This is a genomic window from Streptomyces sp. NPDC057486 (assembly GCF_042802415.1).
Lineage (GTDB): Bacteria > Actinomycetota > Actinomycetes > Streptomycetales > Streptomycetaceae > Streptomyces > Streptomyces yanii.
Genome location: NZ_JBHVEE010000004.1, coordinates 24,219 through 36,421, shown reverse-complemented (window position 1 = coordinate 36,421; position 12,203 = coordinate 24,219). Strand labels below are relative to the sequence as shown.

Here is a 12,203-nt window from a genome sequence, read left to right as displayed (position 1 = left end):
GGGCGGACGAGGACCCGGGCGGCTGCCTGGCTGCCCGGGCGGCCGCGAGGCGCCGTACCGGCGGCGATCCGATGCGTGCCCCGGGAGCCGCTGGAAGACTGGAGAGGGCGCCCCGGATCCCCGGCCCGCAGAAGACACAGCCCCCGGGAGAGGAAGTGACCGCACCATGCCACCCGGATCCAGTACCAACCGTGTGCGGCAGTACGAACACATCAAGGAGAGTGCGCAGGAGCGCGGAGTGAGTGAGGAGCGGGCCGAGGAGATCGCGGCGCGCACGGTGCACATGGAGCGTGCTCGCTCCGGCGAGTCGAGGACCGCGAGCGATCCGTTCGTCCATGACCTCTCGTCCGCGCAGCGCGGCGGCAGTCCGGGCCCCCGCAGCGGAGCAGAAGGCCCCACCCGCGACCAGCTCTACGAAGAGGCCAGGAAGAAGAACATCAAGGGACGCTCGAACATGACGAAGTCCCAACTGGCCAGGGCGGTCGGCCGCTGAGCGCTCGCCCCGTCGGTCCACATCCACGTCGGGGTCCGTCCGGACAGGGCGTTGTCAGCCGTCCCAGGTCCAGTCGGCCACCTCGGGCAGGTCTGTGCCGTGTTCACGGATCCACGCATGATGGCGGGTGCGGACATCCGCCATCGCCTGGCGCACGGCCACGGCGCGGACGCCGAGTCCGGGCACCCGGTCGATGACGTCCATGGCCAGCCGATAGCGGTCGAGGTCGTTGCGGACGACCATGTCGAACGGCGTGGTGGTCGTACCCTCCTCCTTGTAGCCCCGCACGTGCAGGTGGGCGTGCCCGGTCCGCCGGTAGGCGAGCCGGTGGATCAGCCAGGGATAGCCGTGGTAGGCGAAGATCACCGGCTTGTCCCGGGTGAAGACGGCGTCGTACTCCGCGTCGGGCATGCCGTGGGGATGCTCGCTCTGCGGCAGCAGCTTCGTCATGTCGACCACGTTCACCACGCGCACAGCGAGTTCCGGCACATGGCGGCGGAGCAGCCCGGCCGCCGCGACGGTCTCCAGCGTGGGTACGTCCCCGGCACAGGCCAGCACGACATCGGGTTCACGGCTGCCGTCCTCCGTACCCGCCCATTCCCAGACGCCGACCCCACGCGCGCAGTGCGCCCGGGCCTCGTCGAGGGTGAGCCAGTCGAAGGCGGGCTGTTTGCCCGCCACGATCACGTTGACGTAGTCGCGGCTGCGCAGGGCGTGGTCGGCGACGGACAGCAGGGTGTTGGCGTCCGGCGGCAGGTAGACCCGAACGACTTCGGGGCTCTTGTTGAGGATGTGGTCGACGAACCCGGGGTCCTGGTGCGAGAAGCCGTTGTGGTCCTGACGCCAGACATGCGAGGTGAGCAGATAGTTGAGGGAGGCGACGGGGCGGCGCCAGGGCAGCCTGCGTGAGGTGCGCAGCCATTTGATGTGCTGGTTGACCATCGAGTCGATGATGTGGGCGAACGCCTCGTAGCAGGAGAAGAGTCCGTGCCGGCCGGTGAGGAGATAGCCCTCCAGCCACCCCTGGCACAGGTGCTCGGAGAGTACCTCCATCACACGGCCGTCGCGGGCAAGATGCTCGTCGGTGGGGAGCATCCGCGCCTGCCAGGCCTTGCCGGTGGCCTCGTACACCGCGTCGAGCCGGTTCGACGCGGTCTCGTCGGGGCCGACGAGGCGGAAGTCGCGGCGTCCGGCGGTGGCGGCCATGACATCTTCGAGGAGCCCGCCGAGCACCCGGGTCGGCTCGTGCTGGACGGTGCCGGGTTCGGCGACCTCGACGGCGTGTTCCTCGAGCGGCGGCACCGGCAGATCGCGCAGGAGCAGCCCGCCGTTGGCGTACGGGGTGGCACCGAGGCGTGCCGTCCCCTCGGGTACGCAGTCGAGGACCTGAGGGGTCGGCCTGCCCTCGCTGTCGAAGAGCTCTTCGGGCCGGTAGGAGCGCAGCCAGGCCTCCAGTTGCCGCAGGTGTTCGGGATTGTCCCGGACTCCGGACAGCGGAACCTGGTGGGCACGCCAGGTGCCCTCGACGGGCAGCCCGTCGACCTCTTGGGGGCCGGTCCAGCCCTTGGGGGTGCGCAGCACGATCATGGGCCAGGCGGGACGGCCGGTGTCGCTGCCGGTGCGTGCGGCGCTCTGGAGTTCCCCGATGCGGTCGACGGCCCGGTCCATCGCGTCGGCCATCGCCCGGTGGACGGTCGAGGGATCGTCTCCGCTGACGTACAGCGGCTCGTGCCCGTAGCCGCGCAGCAGTGCGTCGAGTTCCGGCTCGGGGAGACGGGCGAGCACCGTCGGGTTGGCGATCTTGTAGCCGTTGAGGTGGAGCACCGGAAGGACGGCCCCGTCGTGCACGGGGTCGAGGAATTTGTTGGAGTGCCAGGACGCGGCGAGCGGGCCCGTCTCCGCTTCACCGTCGCCGATGACGCAGGTGACCAGCAGGTCCGGGTGGTCGAACGCGGCGCCGTAGGCATGGGTGAGGGCGTAGCCGAGTTCCCCGCCCTCGTGGATGGAGCCCGGTGTCTCCGGTGCGACATGGCTCGGTACCCCGCCGGGGAAGGAGAACTGTCCGAACAGCAGCCCCATGCCGGCCGCGTCACGGCTGACATCGGGGTATGTGTCGGAGTAGCTGCCCTCCAGCCAGGAGTTGGCGAGGACGGCGGGACCACCGTGGCCGGGGCCCCAGACACAGAGTGCCTGGATGGAGCGGGCCTTGATGACACGGTTGAGGTGGGTGTGGACCAGGTTGAGTCCGGGCGAAGTGCCCCAGTGACCGAGCAGTCGGGGCTTGATGTGCTCCGGGGCGAGCGGCTCCTTCAGGAGCGGGTTGGACATCAGATAGATCTGGCCGACGGCGAGGTAGTTGGCGGCGCGCCAGTGCGCGTCAAGAGCCGATACCTCGACGTCGGACAGACCGGACGCCCCTGCCGGAACAGAGGCGTCCGGTGCGCGGGCGTCGTCCGTGCGGGTGTGAGGCGTGCGGGCGTCGCTCATGTGCGTCTCCTCCGACAGGGTCGCAAGCAGTACGGGCCGGCGTCCCGGGGCGGCTATGCGGACCGGCTCCCGTCCGTCTCGGGGCCGTACCAGACCGTCGTGGCATTGCAGAACTCGCGAATCCCGTGCCCGGCGAGCTCGCGCCCGTAGCCGGAGCGCTTCACTCCGCCGAAGGGCAGTGCGGGGTGGGAGGCCGTCATGCCGTTGAAGAAGACACCACCCGCCTGCAGATCACGCACGCACTGACGGCTTTCGTCGGCGTCACGTGTCCATACGTTGGAGCTGAGACCGAAGGGGGTGTCGTTGGCCATGGCCACGGCTTCGCCCAGGTCTGCGGCCCGGTACAGCGTGGCGACGGGGCCGAAGGTCTCCTCGCGGTGGATCCGCATGGCCGGGGTGATCGCGCTGAGGACAGTGGGGGCGTAGAACCAGCCGCGGTCCAGCCTCGCACCCAGACCGGTGGGCCGGCTGCCACCGCAGAGCACGGTCGCTCCCTGCCGTACGGCGTCGTCCACCAGCTCCTCGATGTCGGTGCGGCCCTGTTCGCTGGCGAGGGGGCCGATGTCCGTGGACTCCTGCTGCGGGTCGCCGACCTTCAGAGCGCGCATGCCTGCGGTGAACTCCTCGGCGAACTCGTCGTACACATCGGTGTGCACGATGAACCGTTTGGCGGCGATGCAGGACTGGCCGTTGTTCTGCACGCGGGCGGTCACCGCTGTACGGGCAGCCTGTCGCACGTCGGCCGAGGGAAGGACGAGAAACGGGTCGCTGCCACCCAGTTCCAGCACGGTGTGTTTCACCTCGTCGCCCGCGATCGCCGCGACCGCGCGGCCGGCCGGCTCGCTCCCGGTGAGGGTGGCGGCGACGACCCGGGGGTCACGCAGGATGGACTCGACCGCCCCGGACCCGACCAGCAGCGTCTGGAAGCAGCCTGCCGGGAAACCCGCCCGGCGGAACAGGTCCTCCAGGTACAGCGCGGTCTGCGGGACGTTCGACGCGTGCTTGAGCAGGCCGACGTTGCCCGCCATGAGCGCGGGGGCCGCGAACCGTACGACCTGCCAGAGCGGGAAGTTCCACGGCATCACGGCGAGGACGGGGCCCAGCGGACGGTAGTGGACATAGGCCCGGGAGGCTCCGGCGTCGCCCACATCGCCGGCCGACGGGTGCTCGTCCGCGAGAAGTCCCTCGGCGGCGGCCGCGTACCAGCGCATGGCCTTGGCGCATTTCGCGGCCTCCGCACGGGCCGCCCTGACGGGCTTGCCCATTTCGGTGGTCATGGTGCGGGCGATGTCCTGCTGGTCCTCGTCGAGCAGGTCGGCGGCCCTGTTCAGCAGGCGGGCCCGTTCGCCGAACCCGGTCGTACGGTACTCCCGGAACGTGGTGTCCGCGGCCGCGAGCCTGCGTTCGATCTCCGCGGCTCCCAGTGCGTCGAACGTCTTGAGGGTCTCGCCGTTCGCGGGGTTGACCGTCGCGATGGGCATGACTGTGGCCTCCTTGCCTCGGTTCTTCGACCGTGCCTCGCCACGCCCCGTCGCGCAACGCGGGCCCTCGTGCGGGTACCCGACCGGCGCGGACCATGCGTGCTGTGAGCACGTCATCCGCGCCGGTGGGCAGGGCAGTCTTCTTCGCGTACGGACCCGCTTACCGGTCCGGGTGGGAATGCGCGCTGCCCGTTTCGTGGGGCCGGCAACGGCAGCCGCGTCAGACGAGGGCGGGCTCGGAGACGGGCTCGGAGACGGGCGGCAGCAGGAACTCACCTACCCCGGGCAGCGGCGTGCGGGGCACCAGATCGGTACTCCGCGGCGCCTCGGCGTAGCGGGTGAACCAGACGACCTTGCCGTCGAGAGTCCGGCAGGTGCCCCAGCTGTGGCTCAGGGCCATCACACGGCTGAGACCACCGCCGCCGGTGCTGAGCAGCCGCGGCATCTCCGAACTGTTGTCCGCGACGGAGACCGTGAGGTGCCGTCCGGACCAGCGGAGTTCGACGACGCAATGGTTGTCGTCACCGACGTGCCGGTGGACGTTGGTCAGCAGCTCCTCCACACTCCGGCACACCGGCCGGATATGGAGTTCGAGGCTCCAGTGGCGCAGATGCGCGGCGACGATCCGTCGCACCTGGGTAACGCGCTCTGCCGATACCTGGAGTTCGACCAGATAGTGCCGGTCGAGTGGAACGGTCATCGTCGAGGCTCCTCACATCGAGGCCCACTTGCTTCGCCCGTTGAACCAACGACCCCCCGAACACAAAGAGTGAGCAGATGTCACTGTTAGGTCACTCCTTAGGGTGACCCGGTAGGACCGGTTGCGCAACACGTCGACCGACGGGGCCGTGGCCACGGGGCGGGGGGCCGCCCCCGGAAGCCTGCTCAGCCCTGGAAGAGGGCGGGCAGGGCCGGTGTGGCGAGCCGTGTCATGCTCATGAGCGCACAGGTCACGTAGTCGCCGATGCGCCCCGGGTGAAGGCGAAGGCGCCGCAGCGGCTCCGCCCACCGGTCTGCCGACCATGCCGCAGGACGCCGAACGGCCTGGGCGGCGAGCGCGAAGGCGGGCGGCCCCGTCGGCCTCCCGAGGCCGGGAACGACCCGGCGTGCCGTCGGTGTGGCTCCTCGAAGTACCGCCAGGAGCAGGCGAGTACGGCCCACTGTCAGCAGCCGGATCAGTGCCGGGGCACCGACCAGCACGATGCCCACGCTCCGGCCGCCCTGCGGCTTCCGACCGACGCCGAACGGCCACCGGCGGTCCGCCCGTGCTTCACAGGGCGTCAGGGCAGATACGGCAGCAGCTTGTCCGGAGTGAGCGGGAGGCTGCGCAGCCGGGCTCCGGTGGCATGCCGCACCGCGTTGCCGATGGCGGCCGCGGCCCCGACGATGCCGATCTCGCCGATGCCCTTGCTGCCCATCGGGTTGAGATGCGGGTCGTCCTCGTCGATCCAGTGCGCCTCGATCTCCGGGACGTCGGCGCAGACGGGCACGTGGTACGAGGCGAGATCGTTCTGCGTGAAGTCGCCGAAGACGGGGTCGATCGTGCTGCCCTCGGTCAGCGCCATGCCGAGCCCCATGATCATGCCGCCGATGAACTGGGAGCGTGCGGTACGGGAGTTGAGGATGCGTCCGGCGGCGAAGACACCGAGCATGCGCCGCACCCGGACCTCACCGGTGCGGGTGTCGACGGCGACTTCGGCGAAGTGCGCACCGAACGCATGCCGTGCGTAAGGGGATTCCACCGCCGTGTCCTGGGCGGTGTCGGCGGTGACCGTGACGCCCCCGTCGGGCAGGGGGCCGGTGCGCTCCCGCAGGTTGCGTACCAGGGCGGTGGACGCCTTGTGCACGGCCCAGCCCCAGGAGGCCGTACCCGCGGAACCGCCAGCCAGGGGCGCTTCGGGCAGCGCACTGCTGCCGATGTCGATCCGGACGTCGGTCACGGGGGTGTCCAGCACGGACGCCGCGATCTGCGCGAGGACTGTGCGGGCGCCGGTGCCGATGTCGGTGGCATTGATCCTGATGCGGTAGGTGCCGTCGGCGGCGGCGTGCGCCGAGGCGCTGGAGCCGGCGATGTATACGGGGTACGTGGCGGAGGCGACGCCCGTACCGAGCAGCAGTGGGCCTTCCATTCGGACCGCCGGGCTCGGATCGCGGTCGTACCAGCCGAACCGTGCGGCGCCCTCCTCCAGGCAGGCGGCGAGGCCACGGCTGCTGTAGGGGCGGCCGGTGTCGGGTTCGTACGCGGGGTCGTTGCGCAGGCGCAGTTCGACGGGGTCGATACCGAGGGCCACGGCCAGCTCGTCCATGGCCGACTCCAGCGCGTACATGCCGGGGGCCTCGCCGGGTGCCCGCATCCACGAGGGGCTGGGCACGTCCAGGGCGGTCACCCGGTGGACGGTACGGCTGTGCCCGGACGAGTACATCGTGCGCGCCGGCACGGCCGCCTGTTCCACGAACTCCTTGACCGTGGAGGTGTGGGTGATGATCTCGTGGGCGAGCGAGGTGAGGGTGCCGTCGAGTTCCGCGCCGAGTCTGACACGTTGCACGGTGGGGGCGCGGTGGCCGACGACGGCGGGCAGTTCGCGCCGCGGCAGGGCGAGCTTGACGGGGTGTCCGGTGTGGCGCGCGGCCATGGCGGCCAGGACCGCCTGCGGGCGCGCGGTGCCCTTGGAACCGAAGCCGCCGCCGACGTGTTCGGAGACGACCGTGACCTGTTCGGGCCGTAGCCCGAACACGGTGGCCAGGGCGTCGCGAACCGTTCCGGTGCCCTGGCTGGAGTCGTACACGGTCAGCTGCCCGTCGTCCGTCCAATGGGCGGTGGCGGCGTGCGGTTCCATGGGGTGGTTGTGCAGGGGCCCGAGCGTGTATGTGGCGTCGATCTGTACGGGGGACACGGCGAAGGCGCGGTCGAAGTCGCCCCGTTCGCGAACGGCGGGGTATCCACCGTTCACCGTCTGCGGCGTGTACAGGCCCGGGTGGTCCTCGTGGAGCAGGACATCGTGCCCGGCGCTCTCGTACTCGATCCGGACGGCCTCGGCTCCGGCGCGGGCCGATTCGAGGGTGTCGGCCACCACGAGCGCGACGTGCCGGCCCCGGTGCGGTACCCGGGCGTCCTGGAGGACGGCGAGGACCGGGTCGTCCGGCTGCTTCAGCCTCGGGGCGTTCTCATGGGTGAGGACGGTGTGCACGCCGGGCAGGGCGAGTGCCTCGTCGGTGCGGATCGCCGTGATCCGGCCGCGTACGACGGTGGCCGGTACGGGCCAGGCGTACAGACAGCCCGGCAAAGTGTGCTCGGCAGCGTAGCGGGCGGCGCCGGTGACCTTGTCCCGGCCTTCGAGGCGGACCACGGGGCTGCCCAGCGGCTGGGGCGCGTCGCTCATGGTGGGGAGTCCACTTCCTCAGTTGCGGGCGGTGAGTGCGGCCAGCGCGTCGACGGCCAGGCTGCGGGCGAGCTCCACCTTGAATGCGTTGTCGCGCAGGGGCCGCGCGGCCGCAAGTTCGGCGTCCACGGCCCGGGTGAAGGTGTCGTCGGTGGTGGTGGCGCCCCGCAGGACCTCTTCCGCGGCGCGGGCGCGCCAGGGGCGATGGGCGAGCCCGCCGAAGGCCAGTGCTGCGTGCTCGATGCGGCCGTCGCGGGCGGTGACGACCGCGGCGACGGAGGCGAGCGCGAAGGCGTAGGAGGCGCGGTCGCGGGCCTTGCGGTAGACGGAGACGGCTCCCTCGGGACGCGGCGGCAACAGCACCTCGGTGATCAGCTCGCCCGGCCGGATCACGGTGTCGCGGTCGGGAGTGTCTCCCGGCAGCCGGTGGAAGTCGGTGACGGGTACGCTCCGCTCGCCCTCCGGACCGTACAGCTGGACCGTGGCGTCGAGGGCGGCCAGGGCGACGGCCATGTCCGACGGATGGGTGGCGACACATGCCTCGGAGTGGCCGATGACCGCCAGGTCGCGGTGGGTGCCTTCACGGGCGGGGCAGCCGGTGCCCGGTACCCGTTTGTTGCACGGCTTCGAGATGTCCTGAAAGTACGGACATCGGGTGCGCTGCAACAGGTTTCCGCCGGTCGTGGCGGTGTTGCGGAGCTGCCCGGAGGCTCCGGAGAGCAGTGCCTGCGACAGGACGGGGTAGCGGGTGCGCACGGCGTGGTGGGCGGCGAGGTCACTGTTGCGTACGGTCGCACCGATGCGCAGACCTCCGTCGGAGGTGTCCGCCACCTGGTCCAGGGGCAGCCTCCTGACGTCGACGAGGAGATCCGGGGTCGCCACACCGAGCTTCATCAGGTCGATCAGATTGGTGCCCCCGCCGAGGAGGACGGCACCCGGGTGGCGGGTCATCGCGCTGACCGCCTCGTCAGTGGTGCGGGCGCGCAGATATCCGAACGGCTTCACGGCGCCACGTCCTCGATCGCTTCGACGATGCGCGGATAGGCGCCGCAGCGGCACAGGTTGCCGCTCATCCGCTCCCGGATCTCGGAGGCGGTGAGCCGCGCCGGGGCGGAGCCGTCCGCGCTGTCCTCGGTGGCGTGGGACGGGAAGCCGTCCGCCGCTTCACCGAGCATGCCGACGGCCGAGCAGATCTGACCGGGTGTGCAGTAGCCGCATTGCAGGGCGTCCCTGGCCAGGAATGCCTCCTGGACGGGATGCAGCCGGTCACCGTCGGCGAGGCCCTCGACGGTCGTGATGCGGGCCCCGTCGTGCGCGACGGCGAGCAGCAGACAGCTGTTGGCGCGCCGGCCGTCGACAATGACGGTGCACGCGCCGCACTGGCCGTGGTCACAGCCCTTCTTGGCGCCGGTGAGGCCCAGGTGTTCGCGCAGCGCGTCCAGGACGGTCGTGCGGTGATCGAGTGTCAGGGTCCGTGGCGTGCCGTTGATGTGCAGCGCCACCGCGGAACGGTGACGGGTCTCCCCCAGCTGTCCGGAACTGTTCTCCCGCTCGCTGGTGGGATCCACGCGCTCACACCTCTCAATGAATGTGACTTTTGCGTGCTTTGTACCAGATGCGCGCGGGCTTTTCCGGTTCATCGTCCCCGCGCCGGTACGGTTCTGCGCACTACCGGCTCTCCAGCCGCAGGCGCACCTCCTCCTCCTGGTCACCGGAGACCGTTCCCACGACCTGTACGGCGAAGGCGTCGGCCAGATGCCTCCTGAGCTCCTCGACAGCCCAGTAACCGCCCTGTACGTCGACCTTCACGGGCTTGTCCAGCGCGACGGGACCCGAGACCACCAGCGCCTCGGACACGTCGACGGTCATGGTCCATACCGTGGGGCGATTTCCCGCCAGGTCCTGCGGCACATCCGCCAAGGCCCTGTCAGTGGCGAAGGCGGCCCGCAGGACGTCGAAGACCGTTCGTGCGTCGTCCTTCGCGCATCCGCTGATGGCAACCGACACCTCCTTTCCGTGCCGATACTCCTCCGTCTGCGACTGTGTGCTGTTCACCGGGGTTCCTTCCGCTCGGAGTTCTGCCGTGGGTCGCCGCGCCGGGGACCGACGGGGTGGATCGGATCCTCGGCGGAAGCGATGGCGGCCGCGAAGATCCCGAAGCGCGTGCGGGCCGAACCCGCGAGCGGCGCGAGTCCGGCGCCGACGGCGGCCGCCCGGCGGTTCCCGAGCACGGCTGCTGCCGCGGCACCGCGCCACGGGCTGATCGGTGAATCGGGAACCCTCTCCAGGCTCACCCCACGGCTGCGTGTCGGCGACACGAGAAGGACGGCGACGGATGTGCGCGGAGGCGGTGAAGCCCGAGCCGCCGGACCCGACGGGAAACGACGTCCGGGCAGACCGCTCCGCCAGGGGGAGGAACACGCATGTCCGCCGCCCGGCCGTCAGGGCCACCGAGCAACGAAACTTTTTTTAACTTATGTCCACTTAAAACATGAATTGACAGATATTGCCGAGTGATGGCCTCGTGCCGGGGTATTCGGCATGCATGGACGTTTCGAACGGAGCCCTCAGTTCCCTGGCCCTGGCCCTGCCCCTTGCGGACGGGCGGGGCGCGACCGGGGTGGTGATGCCGATTGCCGGAGTGGCCCTGGTGGCCGTGCTGATCGGTGCTTTCTGGCTGGGAATGCGGCGCCGGGACCAGGAACTGCCGCCGCCCCGGCCCGACGAGCAGCCGCCGCGACCGGACCACCGGACCCACCTCGAAGAGCGCGACATCCACGGCGACGACAGCTTCCCGGCCGACGGGCGGGGACTTTGGCCCTACGAACTCGGCGACCACGGGAACGCGCCCATTCCCCGGGAGCACGGGAGCGAGCCCATTCCCCGGGAGAAGGACGAGCCACGCGACTGAAACGGAATCCGCCGCGACCGGCTCCGCCCCCGTGAGCCGGGGGAGCACGGGGCACCGTCCTGCCCCACCCGTCGGCGGTTCCCCACGGTCCCGTTCCGGTCCCCGGTCCGGCCGCCGAACCGTTCCGCGAGATCCTGTGCCCACACGCGGGCGCGTATCACCGACATCCGCAAACGGCTGTGGCAGGAGGTGGGTCGTCGCCCCGCGCAGCCATGTGTCCGGGTCGCAGGGGACGGCATCCTGCCCTCCCCGCCTCGAGGCCCTGAGCGCGAACGGCCAGGAGTCCCCCGCGGACATGAGGCGGGGCCGACCGTCCTCGGTGTCGCCCCGCTGCGCACCGCCGTCGGACGGAGTGCGACCTGCTGCCCGCCGGAGGGGGACGGGCCCGGCGCGTGTTGCGGGAGTGGCCGACCGAAGTGAGGCTGGTAGGGGCCCGACGACCACGGCGCACGCATGCTCAGACCCGATGAAGGCAGTGGGACCATGACCGGAAGCAAACCCAGGACGGTGTCCGCGCCGGCTGCGCTCACAGGGCCGACCGCCCCCTGCTGGGTCAACCTCATGACCCGCGATCTGGAATCGGCGCAGGGGTTCTACAGCGCCGTACTGGGCTGGACCTTCCGTGCGGGCAAGCTGGGGCAGGAGTTCTCCGTGGCGCGCCGCGACGACGTGCCCGTGGCCGGTATCGCCGCGGTGGCGACCGCCTATCAGGTCGCCGTCGCCTGGACGCCCTACTTCGCCGTCCCGGACGCGGACGTGACCGCCTCACGCGTCCGCGAACGCAGCGGAACGGTCGCGGTGGGGCCGCTGGCCCTCGGCAAGGGGCGCGGGGCTCTGGCGGCGGATCGCGACGGCGCCGTGTTCGGCTTCTGGGAACGCACGGAGCCGGCGACCTCTCCCCCGGCGCCGGACAACTACTCGCACGCATGGCTTCGACTGCGCACCAGGAGCGCCTTCGAAGCGGCGATCTTCTACGGTGAGGTCCTCGACTGGGCGACCGGACGCCCCGGCTGCTGCGAGGTGTCATACGCAAAGGACGAGGTCATCGTGGAGTGCGGCGGCAGGCAGCTCGCCCGCATCAGCTCCGGGGCGGTCGAGGCGGCACCCGATCCGCTGATCCGTCCGCACTGGCAGGTCCACTTCCCGGTGGACGACGTGGCGGCGGCGGTGTCCCTGGCGCGTGAGCACGGGGGCTCGGTCGTCGAGGAGCGGTCGACGACCGAGGGCATCGAGGCCACGCTGCTGGATCCGGACGGTGGACTGTTCACCGTCACGGACGTCCGGAACCCGGCCGCGGAGATCGTGGAGGTCACGGAGGTGGCGGAGGACGCGTAGACCGGCTGGGAAGGAACTGTTCCGTATCCCCTCCCCCGTAGTAACTCGACGGCCCGGCGCCCCTCGCCTACGATCTTGAGTACGGCATCGCGCGTCGGTCACCGGCCGGGTGAGGC

Annotated in this window: 12 protein-coding genes; 3 read left to right on the top strand and 9 right to left on the bottom strand. The window is 70.8% G+C overall.

The window, feature by feature from the left end; all coding sequences use genetic code 11:
• Positions 1–166: 166 nt before the first annotated feature.
• Positions 167–493, top strand: a complete 327-nt coding sequence (locus ACFU6I_RS03680; protein WP_384361009.1) for a plasmid stabilization protein — start codon at positions 167–169, stop codon at positions 491–493.
• Between the two features lie 54 nt (positions 494–547).
• Here ACFU6I_RS03680 and ACFU6I_RS03675 read toward each other — a convergent pair whose 3' ends face one another.
• The 9 genes from ACFU6I_RS03675 to ACFU6I_RS03635 all read right to left on the bottom strand — a co-directional run bounded on the left by ACFU6I_RS03675 (position 548) and on the right by ACFU6I_RS03635 (position 10,135).
• On the bottom strand, positions 548–2,980 hold the full coding sequence (locus tag ACFU6I_RS03675) for a phosphoketolase (RefSeq protein ID WP_384361006.1): 2,433 nt from the start codon (positions 2,978–2,980) through the stop codon (positions 548–550).
• A gap of 53 nt (positions 2,981–3,033) precedes the next feature.
• Positions 3,034–4,461, bottom strand: coding sequence for an NADP-dependent succinic semialdehyde dehydrogenase (locus ACFU6I_RS03670; protein WP_384361003.1), 1,428 nt, complete (start codon positions 4,459–4,461; stop codon positions 3,034–3,036).
• A 220-nt stretch (positions 4,462–4,681) separates the two neighbouring features.
• Positions 4,682–5,161 (bottom strand): ATP-binding protein, encoded by a 480-nt coding sequence (locus ACFU6I_RS03665; protein ID WP_384361000.1) that lies wholly within the window; start codon positions 5,159–5,161, stop codon positions 4,682–4,684.
• A 185-nt stretch (positions 5,162–5,346) separates the two neighbouring features.
• On the bottom strand, positions 5,347–5,670 hold the full coding sequence (locus tag ACFU6I_RS03660) for a hypothetical protein (protein WP_384360997.1): 324 nt from the start codon (positions 5,668–5,670) through the stop codon (positions 5,347–5,349).
• A 71-nt stretch (positions 5,671–5,741) separates the two neighbouring features.
• Positions 5,742–7,841, bottom strand: a complete 2,100-nt coding sequence (locus ACFU6I_RS03655; RefSeq protein ID WP_384360994.1) for a xanthine dehydrogenase family protein molybdopterin-binding subunit — start codon at positions 7,839–7,841, stop codon at positions 5,742–5,744.
• An 18-nt stretch (positions 7,842–7,859) separates the two neighbouring features.
• Positions 7,860–8,846: an FAD binding domain-containing protein gene (locus ACFU6I_RS03650; protein WP_384360991.1), complete on the bottom strand. Its 987-nt coding sequence runs from the start codon at positions 8,844–8,846 to the stop codon at positions 7,860–7,862.
• On the bottom strand, positions 8,843–9,409 hold the full coding sequence (locus ACFU6I_RS03645; RefSeq protein WP_384360988.1) for a 2Fe-2S iron-sulfur cluster-binding protein: 567 nt from the start codon (positions 9,407–9,409) through the stop codon (positions 8,843–8,845). The genes ACFU6I_RS03650 and ACFU6I_RS03645 overlap by 4 nt, the downstream gene beginning before the upstream one ends.
• 100 nt (positions 9,410–9,509) lie before the next feature.
• Complete coding sequence (locus tag ACFU6I_RS03640) at positions 9,510–9,896, bottom strand: hypothetical protein (RefSeq protein WP_384360985.1); 387 nt, start codon at positions 9,894–9,896, stop codon at positions 9,510–9,512.
• The gene (locus tag ACFU6I_RS03635; RefSeq protein WP_384360982.1) at positions 9,893–10,135 is read right to left on the bottom strand and encodes a hypothetical protein; all 243 of its coding nucleotides are present in this window, start codon (positions 10,133–10,135) and stop codon (positions 9,893–9,895) included. The genes ACFU6I_RS03640 and ACFU6I_RS03635 overlap by 4 nt, the downstream gene beginning before the upstream one ends.
• 251 nt (positions 10,136–10,386) lie before the next feature.
• Here ACFU6I_RS03635 and ACFU6I_RS03630 point away from each other — a divergent pair, with 251 nt between their 5' ends.
• Both ACFU6I_RS03630 and ACFU6I_RS03625 read left to right on the top strand, forming a co-directional pair.
• Complete coding sequence (locus ACFU6I_RS03630; RefSeq protein ID WP_384360979.1) at positions 10,387–10,752, top strand: DUF6479 family protein; 366 nt, start codon at positions 10,387–10,389, stop codon at positions 10,750–10,752.
• A gap of 483 nt (positions 10,753–11,235) precedes the next feature.
• Positions 11,236–12,087, top strand: coding sequence for a VOC family protein (locus ACFU6I_RS03625; RefSeq protein WP_384360976.1), 852 nt, complete (start codon positions 11,236–11,238; stop codon positions 12,085–12,087).
• The last annotated feature ends 116 nt before the right edge of the window (positions 12,088–12,203 follow it).